This window comes from Pseudomonas sp. MLB6B, assembly GCF_054508135.1.
Map to the genome: position 1 here is coordinate 1373768 of NZ_CP199313.1, position 21562 is coordinate 1395329.

General features: G+C 65.1%; 22 protein-coding genes. 9 read left to right on the forward strand and 13 right to left on the reverse strand.

The window, feature by feature from the left end; translation table 11 throughout:
* Positions 1–48: 48 nt before the first annotated feature.
* From ACSMEV_RS05960 to ACSMEV_RS05980, 5 genes are all read left to right on the forward strand, one after another.
* The gene (locus tag ACSMEV_RS05960) at positions 49–1209 is read left to right on the forward strand and encodes a D-alanyl-D-alanine carboxypeptidase family protein (RefSeq protein ID WP_314494329.1); all 1161 of its coding nucleotides are present in this window, start codon (positions 49–51) and stop codon (positions 1207–1209) included.
* A gap of 73 nt (positions 1210–1282) precedes the next feature.
* A complete protein-coding gene (locus tag ACSMEV_RS05965) occupies positions 1283–1558 on the forward strand; it encodes a DUF493 domain-containing protein (RefSeq protein WP_028695514.1) in 276 nt (91 codons plus the stop codon).
* Positions 1558–2205: a lipoyl(octanoyl) transferase LipB gene (lipB, locus tag ACSMEV_RS05970; protein ID WP_459207619.1), complete on the forward strand. Its 648-nt coding sequence runs from the start codon at positions 1558–1560 to the stop codon at positions 2203–2205. The genes ACSMEV_RS05965 and lipB overlap by 1 nt, the downstream gene beginning before the upstream one ends.
* A 2-nt stretch (positions 2206–2207) precedes the next feature.
* On the forward strand, positions 2208–3221 hold the full coding sequence (lipA, locus tag ACSMEV_RS05975) for a lipoyl synthase (RefSeq protein WP_296269293.1): 1014 nt from the start codon (positions 2208–2210) through the stop codon (positions 3219–3221).
* An 86-nt stretch (positions 3222–3307) separates the two neighbouring features.
* Positions 3308–4249: a S66 peptidase family protein gene (locus ACSMEV_RS05980; RefSeq protein WP_459207620.1), complete on the forward strand. Its 942-nt coding sequence runs from the start codon at positions 3308–3310 to the stop codon at positions 4247–4249.
* A gap of 187 nt (positions 4250–4436) precedes the next feature.
* On the opposite strand, the gene ACSMEV_RS05985 is transcribed toward ACSMEV_RS05980, so the two are convergent.
* The 5 genes from ACSMEV_RS05985 to leuS all read right to left on the reverse strand — a co-directional run bounded on the left by ACSMEV_RS05985 (position 4437) and on the right by leuS (position 10414).
* The gene (locus ACSMEV_RS05985) at positions 4437–5753 is read right to left on the reverse strand and encodes a lytic murein transglycosylase (RefSeq protein ID WP_459207621.1); all 1317 of its coding nucleotides are present in this window, start codon (positions 5751–5753) and stop codon (positions 4437–4439) included.
* A gap of 61 nt (positions 5754–5814) precedes the next feature.
* On the reverse strand, positions 5815–5979 hold the full coding sequence (arfA, locus tag ACSMEV_RS05990) for an alternative ribosome rescue factor ArfA (protein WP_296269297.1): 165 nt from the start codon (positions 5977–5979) through the stop codon (positions 5815–5817).
* Between the two features lie 89 nt (positions 5980–6068).
* Positions 6069–7106: a DNA polymerase III subunit delta gene (holA, locus tag ACSMEV_RS05995; RefSeq protein ID WP_459207622.1), complete on the reverse strand. Its 1038-nt coding sequence runs from the start codon at positions 7104–7106 to the stop codon at positions 6069–6071.
* A gap of 36 nt (positions 7107–7142) precedes the next feature.
* Positions 7143–7748: an LPS-assembly lipoprotein LptE gene (locus ACSMEV_RS06000; RefSeq protein ID WP_459207623.1), complete on the reverse strand. Its 606-nt coding sequence runs from the start codon at positions 7746–7748 to the stop codon at positions 7143–7145.
* 59 nt (positions 7749–7807) lie between these two features.
* Entirely contained in the window at positions 7808–10414 is a 2607-nt protein-coding gene (leuS, locus tag ACSMEV_RS06005) for a leucine--tRNA ligase (RefSeq protein WP_459207624.1), read from the reverse strand.
* 226 nt (positions 10415–10640) lie between these two features.
* On the opposite strand from leuS, the gene ACSMEV_RS06010 reads away from it, so the two are divergent.
* On the forward strand, positions 10641–10955 hold the full coding sequence (locus ACSMEV_RS06010) for a hypothetical protein (protein ID WP_459207625.1): 315 nt from the start codon (positions 10641–10643) through the stop codon (positions 10953–10955).
* 133 nt (positions 10956–11088) lie between these two features.
* Positions 11089–11850, forward strand: a complete 762-nt coding sequence (locus ACSMEV_RS06015) for a YdcF family protein (RefSeq protein ID WP_459207626.1) — start codon at positions 11089–11091, stop codon at positions 11848–11850.
* Between the two features lie 54 nt (positions 11851–11904).
* Here ACSMEV_RS06015 and lnt read toward each other — a convergent pair whose 3' ends face one another.
* The 4 genes from lnt to ACSMEV_RS06035 are packed head-to-tail and all read right to left on the reverse strand — an operon-like array spanning position 11905 to position 15752.
* Positions 11905–13422: an apolipoprotein N-acyltransferase gene (gene lnt, locus ACSMEV_RS06020; RefSeq protein WP_459207627.1), complete on the reverse strand. Its 1518-nt coding sequence runs from the start codon at positions 13420–13422 to the stop codon at positions 11905–11907.
* Positions 13423–13430: 8 nt separating this feature from the next.
* Positions 13431–14270: an HlyC/CorC family transporter gene (locus ACSMEV_RS06025; protein ID WP_296269304.1), complete on the reverse strand. Its 840-nt coding sequence runs from the start codon at positions 14268–14270 to the stop codon at positions 13431–13433.
* A 5-nt stretch (positions 14271–14275) separates the two neighbouring features.
* Positions 14276–14764: an rRNA maturation RNase YbeY gene (gene ybeY, locus ACSMEV_RS06030; RefSeq protein ID WP_459207628.1), complete on the reverse strand. Its 489-nt coding sequence runs from the start codon at positions 14762–14764 to the stop codon at positions 14276–14278.
* A complete protein-coding gene (locus ACSMEV_RS06035; RefSeq protein ID WP_459207629.1) occupies positions 14757–15752 on the reverse strand; it encodes a PhoH family protein in 996 nt (331 codons plus the stop codon). The genes ybeY and ACSMEV_RS06035 overlap by 8 nt, the downstream gene beginning before the upstream one ends.
* Positions 15753–15991: 239 nt before the next feature.
* Between ACSMEV_RS06035 and ACSMEV_RS06040 the strand changes: the two genes are divergently transcribed.
* Positions 15992–16318 carry a DUF1820 family protein gene (locus ACSMEV_RS06040; protein ID WP_313740780.1) on the forward strand — a complete coding sequence of 109 codons (327 nt, stop codon included), beginning with the start codon at positions 15992–15994 and terminating at the stop codon, positions 16316–16318.
* A gap of 7 nt (positions 16319–16325) precedes the next feature.
* On the opposite strand, the gene ACSMEV_RS06045 is transcribed toward ACSMEV_RS06040, so the two are convergent.
* From ACSMEV_RS06045 to ACSMEV_RS06060, 4 genes are all read right to left on the reverse strand, one after another.
* Positions 16326–16871 (reverse strand): tetratricopeptide repeat protein, encoded by a 546-nt coding sequence (locus tag ACSMEV_RS06045; protein ID WP_459207630.1) that lies wholly within the window; start codon positions 16869–16871, stop codon positions 16326–16328.
* Positions 16872–17012: 141 nt separating this feature from the next.
* Positions 17013–18296 carry a glutamate-1-semialdehyde 2,1-aminomutase gene (gene hemL / locus ACSMEV_RS06050; protein WP_459207631.1) on the reverse strand — a complete coding sequence of 428 codons (1284 nt, stop codon included), beginning with the start codon at positions 18294–18296 and terminating at the stop codon, positions 17013–17015.
* 17 nt (positions 18297–18313) lie between these two features.
* The gene (gene thiE / locus ACSMEV_RS06055) at positions 18314–18937 is read right to left on the reverse strand and encodes a thiamine phosphate synthase (protein ID WP_459207632.1); all 624 of its coding nucleotides are present in this window, start codon (positions 18935–18937) and stop codon (positions 18314–18316) included.
* A gap of 17 nt (positions 18938–18954) precedes the next feature.
* Positions 18955–19752, reverse strand: a complete 798-nt coding sequence (locus ACSMEV_RS06060) for a hydroxymethylpyrimidine/phosphomethylpyrimidine kinase (RefSeq protein ID WP_459207633.1) — start codon at positions 19750–19752, stop codon at positions 18955–18957.
* A gap of 340 nt (positions 19753–20092) precedes the next feature.
* Here ACSMEV_RS06060 and amn point away from each other — a divergent pair, with 340 nt between their 5' ends.
* Positions 20093–21556 (forward strand): AMP nucleosidase, encoded by a 1464-nt coding sequence (gene amn, locus ACSMEV_RS06065; RefSeq protein WP_459207634.1) that lies wholly within the window; start codon positions 20093–20095, stop codon positions 21554–21556.
* Positions 21557–21562 lie beyond the last annotated feature (6 nt).

Sequence of the window (21562 nt, forward strand, 5' to 3'; positions counted from 1 at the left end):
CGATTGCGGCCGCGAACATCAGACCTTCAAACGATTTACGAGAGACGGATGAACATCACCAAACTAGCCCAACGCCTATGCCTGCCCGTGCTGCTGCTGATCATGCCTGCCGCCTTCGCGGCGGAGCAGATGGTGCCAGCGGCCCCTCAACTGGCGGCCAAATCCTACGTGCTGATGGATGCCGCAAGCGGCAACGTGCTGGTCGAGAACAACGGTGACGAGCGCCTGCCGCCTGCCAGCCTGACCAAGCTGATGACCGCCTACATCGCCACGCTCGACATCCGCCGCGGGCAGATCGGCGAGAACGACCCGGTCACCGTCAGCGAAAACGCCTGGCGCACCGGCGGCTCGCGCATGTTCATCAAGGTCGGCAGCCAAGTCACCGTCAGCGATCTGCTGCACGGCATCATCATCCAGTCGGGCAACGACGCCTCGGTGGCCCTGTCCGAGCACATCGCCGGCAGCGAAGACGCTTTCGCCGACATGATGAACAAGACCGCTGCGGACTTGGGCATGAGCAACAGCCACTTCATGAACCCCACCGGCCTGCCGAACCCCGAGCACTATTCGTCGGCCCACGACATGGCCCTGCTGGCGCGCGCGATCATCAACGAAGATCCGGCCCACTACGCCATCTACTCGCAGAAAGAGTTCTTCTGGAACAACATCAAGCAGCCCAACCGCAACCTGCTGCTGTGGCGCGACAAGACCGTCGACGGTCTGAAAACCGGCCACACCGAAGAGGCCGGCTACTGCATGGTGTCTTCCGCCGTGCGTGACGGCCAGCGCCTGATCGCCGTGGTCTTCGGCACCAACAGCGAACAGGCCCGTGCGGCCGAAACGCAGAAACTGCTGACCTACGGCTTCCGCTTCTTCGAAACCCAGACCTTCTACCAGAAGGGCACCGAGCTGGCGCAGGCGCCGGTATGGAAGGGCGCCACCTCGCAAGTCAAGGCGGGCTTGGCCAACGACCTGACCATGACCATGCCCAAGGGCCAGCTCAAGCGTCTGCAAGCGTCGATGACCCTCAACCCGCAACTGACCGCCCCCATCGCCCAGGGCGATGTGATCGGCAAGGTCGAGGTCAAGCTGGACGACAAGGTGGTGCACAGCGCCGACCTGATCGCCCTGGAAGCCGTCGAGGAAGGTGGCTTCATCCGCCGTATGTGGGATAGCATTCGTCTATTCTTCTATGGCTTGTTCAACTGACACGTGACCCCGGCAAGCCCCCGCCCACGGTGGGGGCTTCGTTGTTGCCACGGCTAACGAGGCCGTTACCGCCATGAGCGAAGCAGACGTCAAGTCGCACAAAATCGAATTTCCCTGCGCCGACTACCCGATCAAGGTCATCGGCGACACCGTGGTCAATTTCCGCGACACGGTCATCGAAATCCTCAAGAAACACGCTGAAGTCGACCTCTCGACCCTGGCCGAGCGCCAGAGCAAGGAAGGCAAGTACACCACCGTGCAGCTGCACATCGTGGCGACCAGCGAAGACCAACTGCACGACATCAACAGCGCTCTGCGTGCCACCGGCATCGTGAAAATGGTGCTGTGATGCCTGCCTGCCTGGGGTTTCGCGTGCTTGGCCTGCAACCGTACGAACCGGTGCTCGAGGCCATGCGGCGTTTCACCGGGCAGCGCACCGACGCCACGCCGGACGAAGTCTGGCTGGTCGAGCACTTGCCGGTGTTCACCCAAGGCCAGGCCGGCAAGCCCGAACACCTGATGTTCACCGGCGACATTCCAGTGGTGCAGACCGAGCGCGGCGGCCAGGTCACCTATCACGGGCCGGGTCAGCTGGTGGCTTACCTGCTGCTGGATGTACGCCGCCTGGGCATCGGCGTGCGCGAGCTGGTCAGCCGCATCGAAGCCAGCCTGGTGGCGCTGCTGGCCAGCTATCAGGTACAGGCCGCCGCCAAGCCCGATGCCCCGGGCGTCTACGTCGATGGCGCGAAGATCGCCTCGCTGGGCCTGCGCATCCGTAACGGCTGCGCCTTTCACGGCCTGGCGCTGAACGTCGACATGGACCTGGCGCCGTTTCGCCGAATCAACCCCTGTGGGTACGCCGGGCTGGCCATGACCCAGCTGCGCGACCACACAGGCCCGATCGAACTCGACGAGGTCAGGACGAGGCTGCGCGAACAGCTGGTCAAGCACCTCGACTACGCAGAGCAGACGACCCTCACGGGCGGAATCGACTGAATATGACTACTGTGCAAGAAGCCGTGCCGAACCTCATCGCCAGCGACGCGCCGCGCCGCCAGGCGCCGAAGAAAGTCGAAGCCGGCGTCAAGCTGCGCGGCGCCGAGAAGGTCGCGCGCATCCCGGTGAAGATCATCCCCACCGAAGAGCTGCCGAAGAAGCCCGACTGGATCCGCGTGCGCATCCCCGTTTCGCCCGAGGTCGACCGCATCAAGCAACTGCTGCGCAAGCACAAGCTGCACAGCGTCTGCGAAGAGGCGTCCTGCCCGAACCTGGGCGAGTGTTTCTCCGGCGGCACCGCGACCTTCATGATCATGGGCGACATCTGCACCCGTCGCTGCCCGTTCTGCGACGTCGGCCACGGTCGTCCGCGCCCGCTGGACGTGGACGAGCCGAAGAACCTCGCCGTGGCCATCGCCGACCTGCGCTTGAAGTACGTGGTGATCACTTCGGTCGACCGCGACGACCTGCGCGACGGCGGCGCCCAGCATTTCGCCGACTGCATCCGCGAGATCCGTGCGCTGTCGCCGGGCGTGCAGCTCGAAACCCTGGTGCCGGACTATCGCGGGCGCATGGACGTCGCGCTGGAAATCACCGCCAACGAGCCGCCGGATGTGTTCAACCACAACCTGGAAACCGTACCGCGCCTGTACAAGGCTGCGCGTCCGGGGTCGGACTACGACTGGTCGCTCGACCTGCTGCAGAAATTCAAGCAACTGGTGCCGCACGTGCCGACCAAGTCCGGCCTGATGCTGGGCCTGGGCGAAACCGATGAGGAAGTCATAGAGGTCATGCACCGCATGCGCGAGCACGACATCGACATGCTCACCCTCGGCCAGTACCTGCAACCTTCGCGCAACCACTTGCCGGTGCAGCGTTTCGTACACCCCGACACCTTCGCCTGGTTCGCCGAGGAAGGCTACAAGATGGGCTTCAAGAACGTTGCCTCCGGGCCGCTGGTGCGTTCGTCCTACCACGCCGACCAGCAAGCGCACGAAGCCAAGATCAAGCTCTGATCGCGACACGTGCCGACAGTGCCGATGTGTATCGCAGGGTACCATCGGCATTTTTCGTTCAGGGCCATGGCCTTTGAGGAGTGAAGATGCGCGGTCTGCAACCCGTTACCCAATTGCCCCGAGCGCTGCGCGCCGATGCCTGTTTCGCCGTGGTGGCCCCGGCCGGGCCTGCGCGACTGGATGTGGACAAGGCCCAACAGTGGTTCGCCGAGCGCGGCTACCGATGCCGTTTGTACCCTAGCGTGACGTCGGCCGAAGGTTATCTCGCCGGCAGTGACGCACAGCGCCTGCAAGACCTGCACGACGCCTTTGCCGACCCGAGCATCGACGCCATCCTGTGCATGCGCGGCGGTTACGGCAGCATGCGCCTGCTCGACGGCCTGGATTTCGAGCTGATCCGTCGCCACCCCAAACCATTGATCGGTTACAGCGACATCACTGCGCTGCACACTGCGCTGCAGCGCCATACCGGGCTGGTCACCTTCCATGGCGCAATGCTCAACGCCGACCTGCTCGGCGCCAAGGCCGAGCCCACCGAGGCCTCGTTGTTCGAGCAGTTGAGCGGGCGGTTGCAGAGCGGTACGGCAATTGCCCATCCCGCCGCGTGGCCGTTGACCGGGATCGTTCCGGGGTCGGCCAGCGGTACATTGCTGGGGGGCAACTTGTCGATGATCGGCGCAACCGTCGGCACGCTGGCGCAGGCCGATCTTACGGGCAGCATCCTGTTCATCGAGGACGTCAACGAACCGCTGTACCGGGTCGACCGGCTGCTGATCCAGTTGCGTCTGGCCGGCATGTTGCAGGGTGTGAAAGGCGTGCTGGTGGGGGATTTCGCCGGTATCACCGTAGCGGCGCTGACGCCATTGTTGCGCGACGTGTTCGAGCCGTTACGGATTCCGGTACTGGCCGGGTGGCGCAGCGGGCATTGCGATCCGAACGTATGTCTGCCGCTGGGTGCACGGGTCAGGTTGGACACTCAGGCACGCACGCTGGTCCTGGAGCAAGCATTGTTCGAGCACCATGTTTGATGCAATAGCGACAGGTGAGGGGGTAAAGCCATGTCCGCAGACCGTGGCCCATCGCTGGCCTGTGCGGCAGCACAAAAGGGTAGCGGGCGCTTCGGTTCGCCCGTGATGGGCTGCGGGGCAGCCCATTAGAGCGGGGGTGCGTCAGGGCTATACGCATGCGCCGCACCAAGTGCGCATTTGCCTCACCTCAACGGCTGCGCAGGCTATCGAGCAGCTTGTGCGTCGGATACCCATCTGCTGGCCAACCCAGCGCCTGTTGCGCGGTGCGAATGGCCTTGCGGGTGTTGGCGCCGATGATGCCGTCGGCATTGCCGGCTGGGTGGCCGCTGGCATTGAGCAGGTTCTGCAATTCCATGCGCTCGCTGCGGCTCAGGGGCGTGTCGTCTTTCGGCCAACTGCCGGCGATGAAACCCCAGCCGGAGAAGCGGTCGCCCAGCAGGCTTACCGCCAAGGCGTAGGAAGAAGAGTTGTTGTATTTGAGTATGGCGCGGAAGTTGTCCAGCACCAGGAACGCTGGGCCACGGGCGCCTGCGGGCAACAGCAGCGCCGCGGACAGCTCGTTGCTGCCGGCCGGTAGCTGGGTGCCGGCGGGCAGGGTGACGCCCATCTGCAACCATTCGCTGACCGGCTTGCGCTGGCTGCCATCGGCCTGCCAGTAGTCGAAACCTGCGGGCACCTGAACCTCGAAGCCCCAGGGCTGGCCGCGCTTCCAACCCGAGCTTTGCAGGTAGTGGGCGGTGGAGGCCAGGGCATCGGGCGTGCTGTTCCAGATGTCGCGGCGGCCATCGCCGTCGAAGTCGACGGCGTGGGTGTTGTAGGTGGTGGGAATGAACTGGGTCTGGCCCATGGCGCCGGCCCAGGAGCCGCGCATGGCGTCGGGCTGGATGTCGCCGTTCTGCAGAATCTGCAAGGCGGCGATCAACTGGTCCTGGGCAAACTGCGGACGCCGGCCTTCGTAGGCCAAGGTGGCCAGCGAGCGGATCACCGACTTGCTGCCCTGGAACTGGCCGAAATTGCTCTCCATGCCCCACACCGAAACCAGTATCTGCCGATCGACGCCGTAGCGCTGTTCGAGCTGGGCCAGCAGGTCAGCGTGCTGTTGCAGCAGGCGCTTGCCGTTGCGTACCCGCAGCGGCGACAGCGCGCCGTCGAGGTATTCCCAGACCGGGCGGCTGAACTCGGGTTGGCTGCGGTCGGCCTTGATCACGTCCATGTCGGGCGTGACACCGGAGAAGGCGCGGTCGAACAGGCTGGCGCTGATACCGGCCTGCAAGGCTTGTTCACGGAAGCCCGCCTGCCATTGCGCGAAGGTCTGTACGGGTTGGATTTCGCTGCCGGCATCCACGTCGGCCGTGGCAAGCCCGACGACGGGCACAGGTTGCGCGGGTGCCAGGGGCACGGCATCGGCGGCAGTGGGTTTTTCCGCACAGGCGACCAGCAGGACGAGGCTGGATGCTGCGATCAATTGGCGGGAATGCCAGCGAGGGAAAAGACTGGGAAGCATGCACAGATCCAGGGATTGCAGGACAGGCGATGACCATATCATGCCTGTGCCGCGATTGCTTTCATGCCGCCAGAAAGGAAGAAGCCTCCCAATCTTTCGATTGGAAGGCTTCGCGTTGATAGCTGCCTTTGCCTTTGCCGGGGCGTTCCTGGCGACAGCGGAACAGCGGCTGGGCGACGATGGATTTGGCTTTGTTCGGGCCGTGCTTTTGGGGCCTTTTGCTCATGGCGATTTCCTCAAGCGATTGGGGGAAAGCGCGCACTTTAGGACCAGGGTGGGACCGGGGCCAATTGAATGTGTCAATCGGCGCACGGCTCACTGCGCCGGCAATGCCAGACGCTGTCCGGCCATCAACAGCGTCAGGCGGCTCAAGCCTACCCAAGGGCAGCCTTCGGCCTGGCCCTTGATCTGCGCATCGATACGCTGGGCATCCTGCAACAGCTGCGCCCAACGTTGCGCACTGAGGCGTTGCAAGGCTTTGCTGACCAAGGGCCGGCGTTTGTCCCAGATCGGTGGTTTGGCCTGGCTGAAGGCCTTGTCCAGCGGCACGCCCTGGCTGAACTGTTGCGCCAGCCCGGCCAGCGAGCGCAGTTCACGGGCCAGCGCCCAGAGAATCACCGGTGGCTCGACGCCCTCACCGCGCAAGCCTTCGAGGACACGCAAAGCATGCCCAGCGTCGCCGTTGAGGATGGCATCGACCAGACCGAACACGTCGAAGCGGGCACTGTCGGCCACGGCAGCCTGAACGGTCTCCAGGGTAATCTGATTGCCCTCGGCCAGCAGCTTGAGCTTCTCGATCTCCTGGGCCGCAGCCAACAGGTTGCCCTCGACCCGTGCGGCAATCAGCTCGACCGCCTCGCGCTGCGCGGACAGCCCTGCTTGGGCCAGGCGTTGATTGATCCAGTTGGGCAGTTGCTGGACATCGACCGGCCAGATCTGCACGAACTGGCACTGCGGCCCTTCGAGCAGGGCTTTGCCCCACTTGCCACGCTGGGCGCTGGCATCGAGCTTGGGCAGGCTGATCAGCAGCACGGTATCTTCGGCAGGTCGGGCACAGTATTCGATCAGCGCGGCAGCGCCTTTGTCGCCGGGCTTGCCCGATGGCAGGCGCAGTTCCAACAGGCGCCGCTGGGCGAACAGCGACAGGCTGGCCCCGGCTTGGAGCAGGGTGCCCCAGTCGAAGTTGGCATCGGCGCTGAACACCTGGCGTTCGTCGAAGCCCTGCCGGCGCGCGGCGGCGCGGATGGCATCGGCGGCTTCCTGGCACAGCAGCGGGTCATCGCCACTGACGATATAGACCGGTGCCAGGTCGCCTTGCAGGTGTTTGTTGAGCTGGGCGGGAGCGAGCTTCATGGGGTAGGGCGGGGCACAGGCGTGCCCCGTTCAGGCTCAGTTGGCCGGGATTTGCATCGGCGATTGCTGGGGCGTGGCGTCTTGCGCACGACGCGCGGCATCCAGGGCTTCGGCTTCGGCCTTGGCGCGCAGGTCGGCTTTGCGCTGCAGCTCATCGAGGCGCGAAGGCGTCAGTTGCTGCAAACGTACCACCAGGCGTTGCACCAGTTCGTTGCGCATTTCCTTGCGCACCTTGGTGGCTTCCTGACTGGAACCGATGACGTTGTTGCCGTCGCGTACGTAGACCTTGTTCACTTCGATCTTGTCTTGCAGCAGCGTGGCGTCGTTCAAGCCTTTCACCGCGTAGTCCACTGTGGTGGTCAGCTCGTATTCGGCCGTGCGCGAGCCGCCGGTGTAGCTGGCCGCACGCTGGTCTTCCCGCTCGTTGAGCAGTACCAAATGGTAAGGCGCGCCGCTGTAAAGCTTCACGCCGCTGTTTTCCAGGGTGTTGCGCAGTTGCTTGACCGTCTCGCCATAGGCGTTGCGCGCCGTGACGTCCAGTTCCTTGATGCTCAGGTCGTTGGTGCCAGTGCCGCGCAACTGGAAACCGCAGGCGCTGAGCATGACGGCCAGGCCCATCACCAGCAGATTGCGTTTGATCATGTTGTAGCTCCCTTGTGGGCCGATTCCGCCTGCCCGCCCTCGGCGCGCAGGCGTTGCCATCAGTTGGCGACGATGTTGACCAGCTTGCCCGGTACCACGATGACCTTGCGAATCGTCAGGCCATCGATGAAGCGCAGGACGTTTTCGTTGCTGCGGGCCGCGGCTTCGACTTCCTCGCGGCTGGCGGCGGCAGGCATTTCCACCTGGCCACGCAGCTTGCCGTTGACCTGCACCACCAGCACGATGCTGTCCTGCACCAGCGCGGATTCGTCCACGACGGGCCAGGCGGCGTCGATCACCGCGCCGTCATGGCCGAGGTGATTCCACAGCACGTGGGAGATGTGCGGGGTGATCGGTGCCAGCAACAGGCTGACGGCCTCCAGGCCTTCGTGCAGCAAGGCACGGTCCTGTTCGCTGGCTTGCGGGGCTTTCTCCAGCACGTTCATCAGGGTCATCACCTGGGCGATGGCGGTGTTGAACTTGTGGAACTGGCCCACGTCGGTGCCGGCCTGGCGGATCGCCGAGTGGATGGCGCGGCGGATGGTCTTCTGCGCATCGTCCAGGGCGGCGATGTCGAGCGCGCCAGGCAGACCCTGGGCGACGTGGGCCTGGGCCAGGCGCCAGACGCGGCGCAGGAAGCGGCTGGCACCTTCGACACCGGAATCGGACCATTCCAGGCTGGCATCGGGTGGCGAGGCGAACATCATGAACAGGCGGCAGGTATCGGCGCCGTAGGCGTCGATCATCGATTGCGGGTCGACGCCGTTGTTCTTGGACTTGGACATCTTCTCGGTGCCGCCGATTTCCACCGGCTGACCGTCGCTTTTCAGGCGTGCGCCGATGATCTTGGCCTTGGCGTCGCGCTCCAGTTCGACATCGGCCGGGTTGAACCAGTCCTTGCCGCCGTTGCTGGCCACGCGGTAGTAGGTCTCGGCGACCACCATGCCCTGGGTCAGCAGGTTCTTGAACGGCTCGTTGGAGGTGACCAGGCCTTCGTCGCGCATCAGCTTGTGGAAGAAGCGCGCGTACAGCAGGTGCAGGATGGCGTGTTCGATGCCGCCGATGTACTGGTCCACCGGCAGCCAGTGGTTGGCCGCTTTCGGATCGACCATGCCGCCTTCGTAGTTGGGCGAGGCATAGCGGGCGAAGTACCAGGACGACTCGACGAAGGTGTCCATGGTGTCGGTTTCGCGCTTGGCCGCGCTGCCGCACTTGGGGCAGACGCATTCGTAGAACTCGGGCATGCGCGCCAAGGGCGAGCCGGCGCCATCGGGCACGACATTTTCCGGCAGGGTGACGGGCAGTTGGTCTTCGGGAACCGGCACGTCGCCACAGGTGGCGCAGTGGATGATCGGGATCGGGCAACCCCAGTAGCGCTGGCGGCTGATGCCCCAATCGCGCAGGCGGAACTGGGTGCGCGACTTGCCGAGGTTCTTGCCGATCAGCACGGCTTCCATGGCGTCGAAGGCGCCAGCGAAGTCCAGGCCGTCGAACTCGCCGGAGTTGATCAGTTGGCCGTGCTCGCCGTAGGCGTCCTGCCACTCGCTGCCGACTTCGTCGCCCAGGCTGGTGCGCACCACGGCCTTGACCGGCAACTGGTACTTGCGGGCGAATTCGAAGTCGCGCTCGTCGTGGGCCGGCACGGCCATCACCGCGCCGTCGCCGTAGTGCATCAGCACGTAGTTGGCGACCCACACCGGCAACTTCTCGCCGGTCAGGGGGTGCTCGACGTGCAGTGCGGTCGGCATGCCTTTCTTTTCCTGGGTGGCCATGTCGGCCTCGGCCACGCTACCGGCCTTGCAGGCGTCGATGAACGCTTGCAGCTCGGGGTCGTTCTGCGCCGCCTGGGTGGCCAGCGGGTGCTCGGCGGCGACGGCCACGTAGGTGGCGCCCATCAGGGTGTCTGGACGGGTGGTGAAGACTTTCAGCGTGCCGTTGTGGCCGATGCTGGCCTGGTCGTACGGGAACTGCACTTCCATACCGCGCGACTTGCCGATCCAGTTGCGCTGCATGGTCTTGACCTGCTCTGGCCAGCCCGGCAGCTCGTCGAGGCTTTCCAGCAGCTCGTCGGCGTAGTCGGTGATGCGGAAGTAGTACATGGGGATTTCGCGCTTCTCGATCAGCGCGCCCGAACGCCAGCCGCGGCCATCGATGACCTGCTCGTTGGCCAGCACGGTCTGATCGGCCGGGTCCCAGTTCACGGTGCCGTTCTTGCGGTAGATCACGCCCTTTTCGAACAGGCGGGTGAACAGCCATTGTTCCCAGCGGTAGTAATCCGGCTTGCAGGTGGTGACTTCGCGCGACCAGTCGATGGCCAGGCCCAGGCTCTTGAGCTGGGTCTTCATGTAGTCGATGTTTTCGTACGTCCACTTGGCCGGTGCGACGTTGTTCTTCATCGCGGCGTTTTCCGCCGGCATGCCGAAGGCGTCCCAGCCCATGGGCTGCAGCACGTTCTTGCCGAGCATGCGCTGGTAGCGGGCGATCACGTCGCCGATGGTGTAGTTGCGCACGTGCCCCATGTGCAGCTTGCCGCTCGGGTACGGGAACATCGATAGGCAGTAGTAGGTGTCTTTGCCTGGCTGTTCGTTGACGGCGAACGACTGTTGCGCGTCCCAGAAAGACTGGGCGGCGGCTTCGATATCACGGGGCGTGTATTGTTCGTGCATGGCTACTTTTTGCTGAGAGAGGAAAGACCCTGTTCCAGGCAGCGCGAGCTCGCTGCGTCCGGTACTCCGGCGTCGATAGAGTGAGCGCCGTAGCATACATGAGCGTCGCCGCCGGTGGCTAACCAATCTATGCCGGGGGCCGTTGGTCGCGGCGGCCTGCTGCTTTGGCGAGTGACGCTAAGCTCAGGGCTGGGGGAGATGCCGTTATCTTCGAAGAGGTGAGTAGATGGGAGATTCGCAGCTAAGCAAGACCAAACCTGAGGTCTACGAACGGTTGATCGGCCGCCTGGGACTGGCGCTGGAAACGGCCAGAACCGCAGCTAGACTGCGCGATCAGGTACCTGCCGAGCTGGAATTGCGTGGCTTGAGCCAAGCCGAGTTCGAGGTGATCAAGGCCTGGTTGAAAGTCCACGCGCAGGGCCGCTTGGAGCAGGCCGGCAGCGAGCCGCAAGCGGCCACCGGCACGGCCAGGATCGTCTGGCTCAAAGACAGGAAACGCCCTGACGTCGCCGCCCGGCCGCGTGCGCCGACCTTCAGGTAGACACGGCCTTCCACGGCCTTTCCAGCCCGCCTCCGGGCCTTCATTACACGCTCTCGACTTGATCGGCGTCCGTTGCCCTTGAGGGCCGGCGCCGATCCTCCTAGTCTGCATGCCTTGCCACGAGGTATGCGCCATGCCCCTTCGCTTTTTCATCAAACAATGGCTGTTGCCGCCCGGTCTGTTGATCCTCTTGCTGCTCTTGGGCTGGTGCCTGCGCGGGCGCTTCCCGCGGCTGTCGACCCTGTGCTTCGTCATGGGCCTGGCTGGTCTGTGGCTGATGAGCCTGCCGCTGGTGGTGCAGCAGAACGCGCGCCTGCTGGAGCGCGAAGCGCCGCTGGCGGTGCAGGCCTGGCCGCAGTTGGCGCAGCAGGCGGACGCCATCGTGGTGCTGGGCGCCGGGCGCGAGCGTGGCGACCCGGCCTGGGGCGCAAGCGACCAGCCGAGCTTGCTGGCGCTGGAGCGCATGCGCTTCGCGGCGAACCTGGCCAAGGCCTGTGGCTTGCCACTTCTGACCAGCGGTGGCCTGCACTTCGGCGAGCCACCTAGCGAGGCGCAGTTGATGGCCGAACGTCTGCAAGCGGACTTCGGTATCGCCGTGACATGGCAGGAAGGACGCAGCCGCACCACCTGGGAAAACGCCGTGTACAGCGCCGAGGTGCTGCAACCCCTGGGCAAACGCCGGATCGTACTGGTGACCCAGGCCTGGCATATGCCGCGTGCGCGTTGGAGTTTCGAGCGTGCAGGCTTTACGGTGATCGCGGCGCCGATGGGCGCGCTCGGCAGCGCCGAGGGCCGGCCCTTCGCCGGCCTGTTGCCGGAAAGCCGGGCCATCGGGCAGAACGCGCAGTTGTTGAACGAGGCGTTGGGGTTGCTGGCGTATCGGTTGCTCTATTGAGGCACCTTGTAGGTACGGCCGATCGACCGCGCCTACAAGGTCGCAGTGCGAGGCTTACAGCGCCCGCGTCTTGCGTCGTGCCAGCAGGGCCCATCCGAGCAGCAGCGCACACACTGTACCGAGCGGCCACGAACGCCATTGCAGGTAAGGCGTCAGTTGCTGCATCGGCACCACTTTCCCGTAGAGAATCGCCTGCTCGAACTGCGGCACCTGCGCGGTGATGCGGCCCTGTGGGTCGATCAGCGCCGTCACGCCGTTGTTGGTGGCACGGATCATCCAGCGGCCGGCTTCGAGTGCGCGCATCTGCGCCATCTGCAAGTGTTGCAGCGGGCCGATGGAGGTGCCGAACCAGGTGTCGTTGCTGATGGTCAGCAGCAGGTCGCTGCGCGCCGCCAGGCCTGCGGCGAATTCCGGGTACACCACCTCGTAGCAGATGTACGGCGCGATCCGGTAGCCCTTGGCCTGTAACAACTGCTGGTCCGCCGGCCCGCGAGCGAAGTCGGACATCGGCAGGTTGAAGAACTCGATGGCGCCTCGCAGCAGGTCTTGCAGCGGCACGTACTCGCCAAAGGGCACAAGTTTCTGCTTGAGGTAGGTGCCGCTGCCTTCGCCAGTGGCGGTCACGCCGTTGTAGAAGCGGCGCTGCCCGTCGACTTCCTCGCGCACCGGCACGCCGGTGATCAGCGCCGAATGCCGACCGCTGGCGAAACCGCCCATCATGTCGATGTAGCCCTGGGCCTGGTCCTTGAGGATGGGCACGGCCGTTTCCGGCCAGACCAGCAGGTCCACGGGCTTGGCGTTCAGGCTCAGGTCGCGGTACAGCGCCAGTTGCGCATTGATGTGCGCCGGGTCCCATTTCAAGTCCTGCTCCACGTTGCCCTGGATCGCCGCCACGCTCAGCGGCTCGCCCGCAGGGCGGGTCCAGGCATGGCCTTTGAGGGCCACACCTACGATCCAGGGCGCGACCAGCAGTAGCGCACCCAGGGCAAGCGCCTTGGGTTGCGCGCGCAGGCGATACAGGTTGCACAGCAGCGCCGCGCTCAAGGCCAGGACGAACGACACCAGCCACACACCGCCCACCGGCGCCAAGCCCGCCAAGGGCCCGGCCAGTTGGCTGTAACCGGCATATAGCCAAGGGAAACCGGTGAGGAACCAGCCGCGGAATGCCTCTTGCAGCAGCCACAGCGCAGCAAAGCTCAAGGCGTCGGCCAGCGGCGCGTCGCGGCGGCGCAGCCAGCGCGCCCAGACCCAGGCGGGCAGGGCGAAGAACCAGGCGACGCCGGCGAAGAACGCCACCAGCAGCAATACCGCCAGCAGCGGCGAGGCGCCGCCGTAGGTGGTCATGCTGACGTAGATCCAGCTGGTGCCGGCGCCGTACAGGCCGAAGCCGAAGCACCAGCCACGGCCCATGGCCTGGCGCGGGCTCAGCTCGCGCAGGCCGGCGTAGAACAGCGCGATAGACAACAGGGCCAGCGGCCAGAAGTCGAAGGGCGCCAGGGCCAGCAGGGTCGAGGCGCCGGCCGCCACGGCCAGCAGATTACCGGGCCAGCCGGGACGGGTGATCCAGCGCATGGGAATCCTTAACGGTTGATCGGGGTCAGGCGCAGCAAATGGATGCGTCGGCTGTCGGCATTGAGGATACGGAAGCGCCAAGTGCCGATTTCCGTGGTCTCGTTGCGCTTGGGCAGGTGGCCGAAGGCCGTCATGACCAGGCCGCCGACGGTGTTGAAGTCTTCGGTGGAAAACGCGCCGTCGAAGAACTCGTTGAAGTTGTCGATGGGCGTCAGCGCCTTGACCAGGAAGTCGCCGTTGGGCAGCGGCTTGATGTAGCTGTCTTCCTCGACGTCGTGCTCGTCTTCGATGTCGCCGACGATCTGCTCGAGCACGTCCTCGATGGTCACCAAGCCCGCCACGCCGCCGTATTCGTCGACCACGATGGCCATGTGGTTGTGGTTGGCGCGGAACTCGCGCAGCAGCACGTTGAGGCGCTTGGACTCAGGCACGAAGGTGGCCTGGCGCAGCAACTGCTTGATGTCGAAGCTGTCGCCATTTTCCTTGAGGATCAACGGCAGCAGGTCCTTGGCCAGGAGAATTCCGAGCACATCGTCGTGGCTCTCGCCGATCACCGGATAACGCGAATGCGCGGCGTCGATCACCGCAGGCAGGAACTCGCGGGGCGTCTGGCTGGCCTTGATGCTGATCATCTGCGAGCGCGGCACCATGATGTCGCGCACCTGCAGGTCGGCGACCTGGATGGCGCCTTCGACGATGGCCAGCGCTTCGCTGTCGAGCAGCTTGTTCTGATGGGCTTCGCGCAGCAGCTCGAGGAGCTCCTGGCGGTTTTTCGGCTCATGGGCAAAAGCCTGGGTCAGTTTACCCAGCCAGGACTTCTGCCCGTTGCTCGATCGGTCTTCGCTCATGGCGGTTACTCGTGTTCCTTGCAGTGGTCGGTGTGTGAGTGGTCGTCGTCGGCGTAGGGGTCGGGGTGGCCCAGCTCCGCCAGTAGCGTGCGTTCCAGGGCTTCCATCTCCTCGGCTTCCTCATCGTCGATGTGGTCGTAGCCGAGCAGGTGCAGGCAACCGTGGATCACCAGATGCGCCCAGTGCGCGTCGAGCGCCTTGCCTTGCTCGCGGGCTTCGCGCTCGACCACCGGGATGCAGATCACCAGGTCGCCCAGCAGCGGAATATCGAGCAGTTCGTCGGGCACGTCGGCGGGGAAGGACAGCACGTTGGTGGCGTAGTCCTTGTGCCGCCAGGTGTGGTTCAGCTCGCGGCCTTCGGCTTCGTCGACCAGGCGGATGGTCAGCTCGGAGTCGGCGCTGCGCTGGCGCAGCGCCAGTTCGCACCAGCGGCGCAAGTCGGCGTCGTCCGGGGCCGCCGCGCTGGAGGCCCGCTGTAGATCGAGTTCAAGCATCTTTGCCAGGCGCCTCGGCGGCTTGCAGGGCTTCGAAGCGGTCGTAGGCTTCGACGATGCGTTGCACCAGCGGGTGGCGCACCACGTCCTTGGGCTCGAAATGAGTGAAGCTGATGCCTTCGACGTCCTTGAGCACGTTGATCACGTGCGCCAGGCCGGACTTGGTGCCGCGCGGCAGGTCGACCTGGGTGATGTCGCCGGTGATCACCGCCGTGGAGCCGAAGCCGATGCGGGTGAGGAACATCTTCATCTGCTCGAGCGTGGTGTTCTGGCTCTCGTCGAGGATGATGAAGCTGTTGTTCAAGGTGCGACCGCGCATGTACGCCAGCGGGGCGATCTCGATCACCTGGCGCTCGATCAGCTTGGCTACGTGCTCGAAGCCGAGCATCTCGTACAAGGCGTCGTACAACGGACGCAGGTATGGGTCGATCTTCTGCGCCAGGTCGCCGGGCAGGAAGCCGAGCTTTTCGCCCGCTTCGACCGCCGGGCGCACCAGCAGGATGCGCCGCACCTGTTCGCGCTCCAGCGCGTCGACCGCACAGGCAACGGCCAGGTAGGTCTTGCCGGTACCGGCCGGGCCGACACCGAAGTTGATGTCGTTGGCGAGAATCTTCTGCACGTAGCGCTGTTGATTGACCCCACGCGGACGGATAGGGCCTTTGCGCGTGCGCAGGGAAACGCTGACCTCGTTCACGGCCGGGTTGTCGATGTGTTCCACCGAGGACTCCTGCAGATACAAGTGGACGATTTCAGGGGACAGTTCGGTGACCTTCGCCTCGCGGTAGAGGCGGCGCAGCAACTGTTCGGCGTTGGAGGTGGCTTTGGCTTCGCCAATCAGTTCGAACTGATTGCCGCGGTTGCGGATTTCGATGCCCAGACGTTGTTCGATCAGCCGCAGGTGCTCGTCGAACTGGCCGCTCAAGTTGGCGAACCGATGGGCCTCGAAAGGCTCGAGGAGGAAACGATGGGGAGGCGTGGGTGCGTTCAAGGTGGTTTTTGGCCGCTCGACGGCAATGGATGTGGCTGAAGAATAACCCTTGAATGACAGCGACGAAAGCACTGAAACGATCAAGGGTCGGTGAAAGGCGATCCCCGTCCCGGCTGGCGATCCGGGTAACGGCGGTAAAGCCTTGCTGGCATTGGCAATACTGCCCAGCGGCCAATCCGCGGGGGCGTGGCTCTGCTATGATGCCGGCCCTTTTTCCGCCTGTACTTTCCTAATCGACCATGAGCAAGCCCGAACCTGCCATCTACAAAGTGATCTTCCTCAACCAGGGCCAGGTCTTCGAACTGTATGCCAAGCAGATCTTCCAGAGCGACCTGTGGGGTTTCCTGGAAATCGAGGAAATCGTCTTCGGCGAGCGCAGCCAGCTGGTGGTCGATCCAGGCGAAGAAAAGCTCAAGGCTCAGTTCGAGGGGGTGATCCGCAGTTTCGTTCCCATGCAGTCGATCGTGCGCATCGACGAAGTGGAGCGTCTGGGTACGGCGAAGATCAGCGAAGCCAAGGGCTCGGGCAACGTCATGCCGTTCCCGATGCCGGCGCCGGAGCGCTAGGGCTGACTCAAGGCAGGGGCGCGAACGGCGAGCGCCCTTCGGCGGTCTGCAGTTCCAAGAGGTATTTGCGGAAGATCTGCCCCAGCACCTGCGTGGCATGCTCCAGCTCTTCGCGCGGCATCTGTTCGGTGACCTCGTCGGCCATGTCCAGCGCATCTTCGGCGCCGTTGACCGCTGCCATCTTCAGCAGAATGTAGGCTTGTACGTGGTTGGCCTTGACCCCTTCACCCTGGAAGAACATGCCGCCAAGCCGATACTGGGCCTGGGCGTGGCCTTGCAGCGAGGCCTTCTGGAACCAGTCGAGGGCCTTTTGCAGTTGTTGCGGGGACTGGGTGTAGAAGTACTCGCCCAGTTCGTACTGCGCCTCGGCCTCGCCGGCTTCGGCCAGGCGCTCGCAGGTGTGTAGCGCCTGCTTGAGGTCTTGGGGCTGGGTGTTGAGCGTGCAGCGGCCCGTGGCTGGGATCAGCAACGAGTTGCCTTCCTCTGCCAGCGACAGCAGGGGCGTGGTGAGCAACAGGCACCCCAGGGTCAGGGCGCGGCCGGTGCGGTTCATGGGGATAGACTTACCTCTGCAAAGCTACGGCCAATGTCTCTGGTGGCACATTATGGGATAAGCGAGGCAAACCTTACAAAGATTTACGCGAAATTCTATAACGGGGACGCGAAGTGGCGTCCCCGCCGTCTTGCGGTCTACTTATTTGAGCTTCGCGAACGCGCGCTCGGCAGCATCCAGTGTGATCTGCAGCTCGGCGTCACCATGGGCGATGGAGGTGAAACCGGCCTCGAACGCGCTCGGCGCCAGGTACACGCCGCCCTCGAGCATCAGGTGGAAGAACCGTTTGAAGCGCTGCGCATCGCTGGCCATGACGTCGTCGAAGGTGACGATGTCATCGGCGCCGCTGAAGTACAGGCCGAACATGCCGCCCGCCTGGGTGGTCACGAACGGAATGCCCGCCGCATCGGCACGTTCCTGCAGGCCATCGAGCATGCGGCTGGTGTAGGCCGCGAGTTCAGTGTGGAAGCCTTCGCGGCTGATCAGGCGCAACGTGGTCAGTCCCGCCGCCATGGCCAACGGGTTACCCGACAAGGTGCCGGCCTGGTAGACCGGGCCCAGCGGGGCGATGCATTCCATGATCGCGCGCTTGCCGCCGAAGCAACCGACCGGCATGCCGCCGCCGACGATCTTGCCGAAGGTCGAAAGGTCCGGGGTGACGCCATAGTGGCCCTGGGCACCGCCGAGCGAGACGCGGAAACCGGTCATCACTTCGTCGAAGATCAGCACCACGCCGTGCTTGTCGCACTGCTCGCGCAAGCCTTCGAGGAAGCCCGGTGCGGGCGGTACGCAGTTCATGTTGCCGGCCACCGGTTCGACGATGATGCAGGCCACGGTCTGGCCCACTTCGGCCAGGGTCTTCTCGACTTCGGCCAGGTCGTTGAAGGGCAGGGTCAGGGTGTGCTTGGCGAAGTCGGCCGGCACGCCCGCCGAACTCGGCACGCCCGAGGTCAGCAGGCCGGAACCGGCTTTCACCAACAGGCTGTCGGAGTGGCCGTGATAGCAGCCTTCGAACTTGATGATCGCATCGCGCCCGGTGTAGCCACGGGCCAGGCGAATGGCGCTCATGGTGGCTTCGGTGCCGGAGCTGACCATGCGCACCATCTCCATCGACGGCACGATCGAGCAGACCAGGTCGGCCATCTCGGTTTCCATCGCCGTCGGCGCGCCGTACGACAACCCGTGCTGCAACTGCTTGCGTACCGACTCCAGTACGTCCGGGTGGCCGTGGCCGAGGATCATCGGGCCCCAGGAGCCGACGTAGTCGACATAGCGTTTGTCGTCCTCGTCGATCACGTAGGCGCCTTCGGCGTGCTTGAAGAACAGCGGCGTGCCGCCCACGCTGCGGAAGGCGCGTACCGGCGAGTTGACGCCACCGGGAATGTGTTTCTGGGCTTGGGCGAACAGGTCTTCGGAACGGGACATGGGTGAACTCTCTTGAATCAGGAAACGAACAGGGCGTTGAAGGCGCGGGCGCGGCGGGTGACATCCTGCGCGCTGTCGGCACCGAACAAGCCGTGGATCACCGCCAGCAGGTCGGCGCCATGGGCGACCAGCGGGGCGGCGTTGTCGAGGGTGATGCCACCGATCGCGGCGATGGGCAGCTTGACCGCGGCGCGGGCCTGGGCCAGCAGGTCGAGGCTCGCTGCTGGTGCGCCGGGCTTGGTGACGGAATTGAAGAAGCGGCCGAAGGCCACGTAGCTGGCGCCTTCGGCGGCGGCCTGGGCGGCCAGCGCCAGGCTGGCATGGCAGGTGGCGCCGACCACCGCTTTGGGCCCGAGCAGCGCCCGCGCGGGATTCAGCGGGCCGTCGGTCTGCCCCAGGTGCACACCGACGCCCAGACGCGCGGCCAGTTCGGCGTCGTCGTTGATGATCAACTGCGTGCCGTAGCGCTCGCACAAGCGCAGCAAGGACTCGGCTTCCTTCATGCGGCGGCCGGCGTCGTCGCTCTTGTCGCGGTACTGCAACAGGCACACGCCACCGTCGAGCGCCGCCTCGACATACGGCAGCAGGCGCCCGGCCAGCAGGTGGCTATCGGTGATGGCGTAGAGACCGCGTAGGGCCATGGCAGACCTCGTGCTGTTCAGGAACAGAAATCCAGGGGCAGACGGCGCGGCACGAACTGGCCGCGGCCTAGCTGCTCGGCGTCGCGCAGGGTGCGCCAGGTGTAGTCGAGGGCGCTGGGCACTGCGCTGTGCAGTCGCTCACCCTGGGCCAGGCGGCCGGCGAGGGCGCTGGCCAGGGTGCAGCCCGACCCGTGGTAGCTGCCCGGCAGGCGCTCGCAGATCCAGGTCAGCGTCGCGTCGTCGCGGCGATACAGGCGGTTGTGGATCTGCGCTTCGTCGCCATGCCCGCCAGTGATCAGGAGATTGCGGCAGAACGGCAGCAACACTTCGGCGCACTCGTCGGCGCTGCCTTCGGGTAGCTCGGCAAGGATGCGCGCTTCGGGCAGGTTCGGCGTGGCGATCAGGGCCAGCGGCAGCAGGCGCTCGCGCAGCGCATAGCCGACTTCGTCCTTGCCCAGACGGCCGCCGCCGCCGGCGCGCAGCACCGGGTCGCAGACCATGGGCAGGTGCGGATGGGCAGCGAGCAGTTCGGCGACGGTGTCGACCATCTCGACGGAGCCGAGCATGCCGAGCTTGACCGCGGCCACTTCGGAGTCGGCCAGCACGGCGTTGGCCTGGGCCAGCACCCATTCGCGGTCGAGCACGCGGAAATCGGTGACGTTGACGGTGTCCTGCACGGTCAGCGCAGTCACGGCCGGGGCCGCATGGCAACCTTGCGCCAGCAGGGCTTCGATGTCTGCCTGCAAGCCGGCGCCGCCACTGGGGTCGTGGCCGGAGAGACAGAGGACAACAGGGCGGGAGCTGTAGATATTCATGGTCGGCGAGCTTAACACCAAACCGCCTGGCGCGAAGCGGCCGGCACGGGTTTGTATGACGAGCGTGTCGGGTGCGCCCACCGAGCAGGCGCATCGCTTTGGTCGTGCCTGCCAGGCCGTTGCCCGAAACGCGCGACGAGACGCAGGCTCAAGGATTGGCCGACAGTTGCCGGATCGTCAGCGCGCACGTTTACGGCGTATGGGCAGGCCTTCGACGGCGCGGTACGGGTGGCGCCAATGCCACGCCTGGCATACCAAATCTTGGCACATGCCCGGGGGTGTATTTCCGGCGCAACCGAGGCAAGATGGCTGCCTGCATGTCCCAGACAGGAAGCACAGTGTGAGCCACGCGTTTGAAGTCGTAGATACCCCCGAACAGGCCGTCGACCGTCTGGCGGCCTTGCACCAACAGGCCACCGGGGCCCTCAGCCAGGCCCTCAAGCGCTACCTCAAGGACCGTACCGAACCGACCGCCGCCGAGCGGGCGCTGTACCGTTACCCGGCCATCCGCCTGACCTACGCCAGCCAGGGCGAGGTGGCGGCCACCACGCGGGCCTACGCCAAGGTCCAGGTCGATGGCGTCTACAGCGTCACCGTGACCCAGCCCGAGGCCTTCCGCGGCTACCTGCTCGACCAGTTGCAGCCGCTGATGAACGACTACACCGTCACCGTCGAAGTGGGCATGAGCGAGCAGAGCATTCCCTACCCCTACGTGGTCGACCAGGGCGACGAACTGGCTGGCAGCGGCATCACCGCCGCTGCCCTGGCGCGGGTGTTCCCCAGCACCGACCTGTCCGCCGCCACCGACGACATCGCCGACGGCCAGTGGGACTGGGGCAACGCCGAGGCTCTGCCGCTGGCGTTGTTCGACGCCACCCGCGTGGACTTTTCCCTGCGCCGCCTGGTGCACTACACCGGCAGCGACTGGCGCCACGTGCAGCCGTGGATCCTGCTGACCAACTACCACCGCTACGTCGACCAGTTCATCGCCCACGGCCTGGAAAAGCTGCGCGAAGACCCGCGCTTCGTGCGCCTGGTACTGCCCGGCAACGTGATCGTCGACAAGGCCATGGACGAAGTGCAGACCCAGGCCTTGGTCGCCAGCGTGGTCTGGCACCGCTACCAGATGCCGGCCTATCACTTGATCGCCGCCGACGGCGACGGCATCACCCTGGTCAACATCGGCGTCGGTCCGTCCAACGCCAAGAACATCACCGACCACCTGGCCGTACTGCGCCCGCACTGCTGGCTGATGATCGGCCACTGCGGCGGCCTGCGCCAGTCGCAGACCATCGGCGACTACGTGCTGGCCCATGCCTACATGCGCCGCGACGGCATTCTCGACCGCGTGGTGCCGCCGAACATTCCGATTCCGGCCCTGGCCGAGGTGCAACTGGCCTTGCAGGAGGCTGCGGCACACGTCACCGGCGAGCGCGGCGACGAGCTCAAGAAACGCCTGCGCACCGGCACCGTGCTGACCTACGACGACCGCAACTGGGAGCTGCGCTGGGCCCAGGAACGACCGTTGATCAACCTGTCGCGGGCCGTGGCGGTCGACATGGAAAGCGGCACCATCGCCGCCCAGGGCTACCGCCTGCGGGTGCCCTACGGCACCTTGCTGTGCGTGTCCGACAAGCCGCTGCACAGCGAGATCAAGCTGCCGGGCTCGGCCAATGCCTTCTACAACCGTGCCGTAAGCCAGCACCTGAAGATCGGCATCGCCGCCCTGGACCTGCTGCGCACCGAGCTGAACGCGCTGCACTCGCGTAAACTGCGCAGTTTCGACGAGCCGCCGTTCCGCTGAGGTTGC

Coding starts and splice junctions, on each gene's coding strand:
- holA (WP_459207622.1), bottom strand. CDS start 7,106: ATGAAGCTCGCTCCCGCCCAGCTCAACAAACACCTGCAAGGCGACCTG.
- ACSMEV_RS06045 (WP_459207630.1), bottom strand. CDS start 16,871: ATGAACCGCACCGGCCGCGCCCTGACCCTGGGGTGCCTGTTGCTCACC.
- ACSMEV_RS06010 (WP_459207625.1), top strand. CDS start 10,641: ATGGGAGATTCGCAGCTAAGCAAGACCAAACCTGAGGTCTACGAACGG.
- ACSMEV_RS05965 (WP_028695514.1), top strand. CDS start 1,283: ATGAGCGAAGCAGACGTCAAGTCGCACAAAATCGAATTTCCCTGCGCC.
- ACSMEV_RS05980 (WP_459207620.1), top strand. CDS start 3,308: ATGCGCGGTCTGCAACCCGTTACCCAATTGCCCCGAGCGCTGCGCGCC.
- ACSMEV_RS06000 (WP_459207623.1), bottom strand. CDS start 7,748: ATGATCAAACGCAATCTGCTGGTGATGGGCCTGGCCGTCATGCTCAGC.
- ACSMEV_RS06060 (WP_459207633.1), bottom strand. CDS start 19,752: ATGAATATCTACAGCTCCCGCCCTGTTGTCCTCTGTCTCTCCGGCCAC.
- ACSMEV_RS06040 (WP_313740780.1), top strand. CDS start 15,992: ATGAGCAAGCCCGAACCTGCCATCTACAAAGTGATCTTCCTCAACCAG.
- ACSMEV_RS06015 (WP_459207626.1), top strand. CDS start 11,089: ATGCCCCTTCGCTTTTTCATCAAACAATGGCTGTTGCCGCCCGGTCTG.
- thiE (WP_459207632.1), bottom strand. CDS start 18,937: ATGGCCCTACGCGGTCTCTACGCCATCACCGATAGCCACCTGCTGGCC.
- leuS (WP_459207624.1), bottom strand. CDS start 10,414: ATGCACGAACAATACACGCCCCGTGATATCGAAGCCGCCGCCCAGTCT.
- arfA (WP_296269297.1), bottom strand. CDS start 5,979: ATGAGCAAAAGGCCCCAAAAGCACGGCCCGAACAAAGCCAAATCCATC.
- hemL (WP_459207631.1), bottom strand. CDS start 18,296: ATGTCCCGTTCCGAAGACCTGTTCGCCCAAGCCCAGAAACACATTCCC.
- ACSMEV_RS05960 (WP_314494329.1), top strand. CDS start 49: ATGAACATCACCAAACTAGCCCAACGCCTATGCCTGCCCGTGCTGCTG.
- lipA (WP_296269293.1), top strand. CDS start 2,208: ATGACTACTGTGCAAGAAGCCGTGCCGAACCTCATCGCCAGCGACGCG.
- ybeY (WP_459207628.1), bottom strand. CDS start 14,764: ATGCTTGAACTCGATCTACAGCGGGCCTCCAGCGCGGCGGCCCCGGAC.
- lnt (WP_459207627.1), bottom strand. CDS start 13,422: ATGCGCTGGATCACCCGTCCCGGCTGGCCCGGTAATCTGCTGGCCGTG.
- ACSMEV_RS05985 (WP_459207621.1), bottom strand. CDS start 5,753: ATGCTTCCCAGTCTTTTCCCTCGCTGGCATTCCCGCCAATTGATCGCA.
- lipB (WP_459207619.1), top strand. CDS start 1,558: ATGCCTGCCTGCCTGGGGTTTCGCGTGCTTGGCCTGCAACCGTACGAA.
- ACSMEV_RS06025 (WP_296269304.1), bottom strand. CDS start 14,270: ATGAGCGAAGACCGATCGAGCAACGGGCAGAAGTCCTGGCTGGGTAAA.